The 1,561-nt window shown below is 68.0% G+C and carries 1 protein-coding gene; it reads left to right on the top strand.

All coding sequences use genetic code 11. The features are described from left to right. Positions 1 to 56: 56 nt before the first annotated feature. Entirely contained in the window at positions 57 to 1,520 is a 1,464-nt protein-coding gene (locus ACWFRB_RS26340) for an Ig-like domain-containing protein (RefSeq protein ID WP_452644296.1), read from the top strand. Positions 1,521 to 1,561 lie beyond the last annotated feature (41 nt).

Here is a 1,561-nt window from a genome sequence, read left to right on the forward strand (position 1 = left end):
CCCCTGTCCCACAGCTCGCGGCGACGCTGATGGCCGCACCAAGTGAAGGAACGCCCATGGCACATCGAGCAACAACACGCACCGTCGCCGCAGGCGCCGCAACCACCCTCGCGCTCGGCGCACTGACGATCTTCGGCACCGGCATCGCCGCCGCTGCCCCCGACTCCGTCAGCTGGGACATCTGGAACGGGACCACCCTCTTCACCCGCACCGTCAGCAACTCCACCCCCGCCGTCGGCGAAACCATCACCGTCAGCAACAAACTCGCGCGAAACGACGGCTACACCGAGCGGATCTTCTGGGTCAAGGACTTCCACGATTCCTGCCTGACCTACGTCCCCGGCTCCGCCAAGCTCACCGACAACGCCGGCACCCACCCCGTCGAGCCCTACTTCGAGATCACGCCCGACTTCGTCGCCGGCGACTTCATGGCCACCAGCTACCAGGTGACCACCTCGCAGACCGACCCCGCCACCCTCAGCGCCCAATACAAAGTCGGCGCCGACTGCGACCTCGGCACCGCTCTGGGCAGCGGCATGGCCTACAGCGGAAGCCGCACCCCCAGCGACTTCAGCACCAAGGGCCCCTCCATCACCGTCACCAAGGCCAACACCACCACCACCCTCAACCCGGTCACCGGAGCGAAGGTCGGCACCGCAACCACCCTCACCGCCACCGTCACCGGCGCCGCCACCGGCAACACCGTCGAGTTCTACGACGGCACCACCAAGATCGGCCAAAACGCACTCGGCGCCAACGGCAAGGCCACCTACCAGTGGACCTCCACCACCGCCGGCCAGCACACCCTCACCGCCAAATTCCCCTCCACCAACACCGCCAACACCTCCCAGTCCGCACCGCAGACCGTCCAGGTCACGGCCGCACCCGCCGACGTCGCCTCCACGATCACCCTCGACCCCCTCACCGGAGCCACCACCGACACCGAGAACACCCTGAAGGCAAAGGTCACCCCCGCAGCAGCAGGCGGCACCATCGAATTCAAGGACGGCAACACCGTCATCAACACCGCACAGGTCGAGGCCGACGGCACCGCCGCCATCATCTGGAACCCCGACACCGACGGCCAGCACACCATCACCGCCATCTTCTCCGGCCGCAACGGCGTCCTCGGATCCACGACCACCCAACAGGTCACAGTCGCACCGGTCGGCAGCACCGCCTCGACCACCACCCTCACCCCCATCACCGGAGCAAAGGTCGGCACCGCGATCACGCTGAAGGCGAAGGTCACTCCCGCCGCAGCAGGCGGCACCATCGAATTCAAGGATGGCAACACCGTCCTCGGCACCGCACAGGTCAGCGCCAACGGCGAAGCCACCCACCAGTGGACCCCCACCGCCGCCGAACAGCGCACCATCACCGCCACCTTCTCCGGCCGCAACGGCGTCACCGGATCCACCACCACCCAACAGGTCACCGTCGCACCCGCCGGCAACAACGGCAGTAGCACGGGCAGCCTCGGCAGCCTCGGCTCGCTCCTCGGCGGCTTCGGCTCCTAGACGGACACCCGGAACCGGGGCTTCGGCGCCCAGCCCTCGCG

The sequence above is a fragment of the Rhodococcus sp. NPDC055112 genome, from assembly GCF_053607505.1.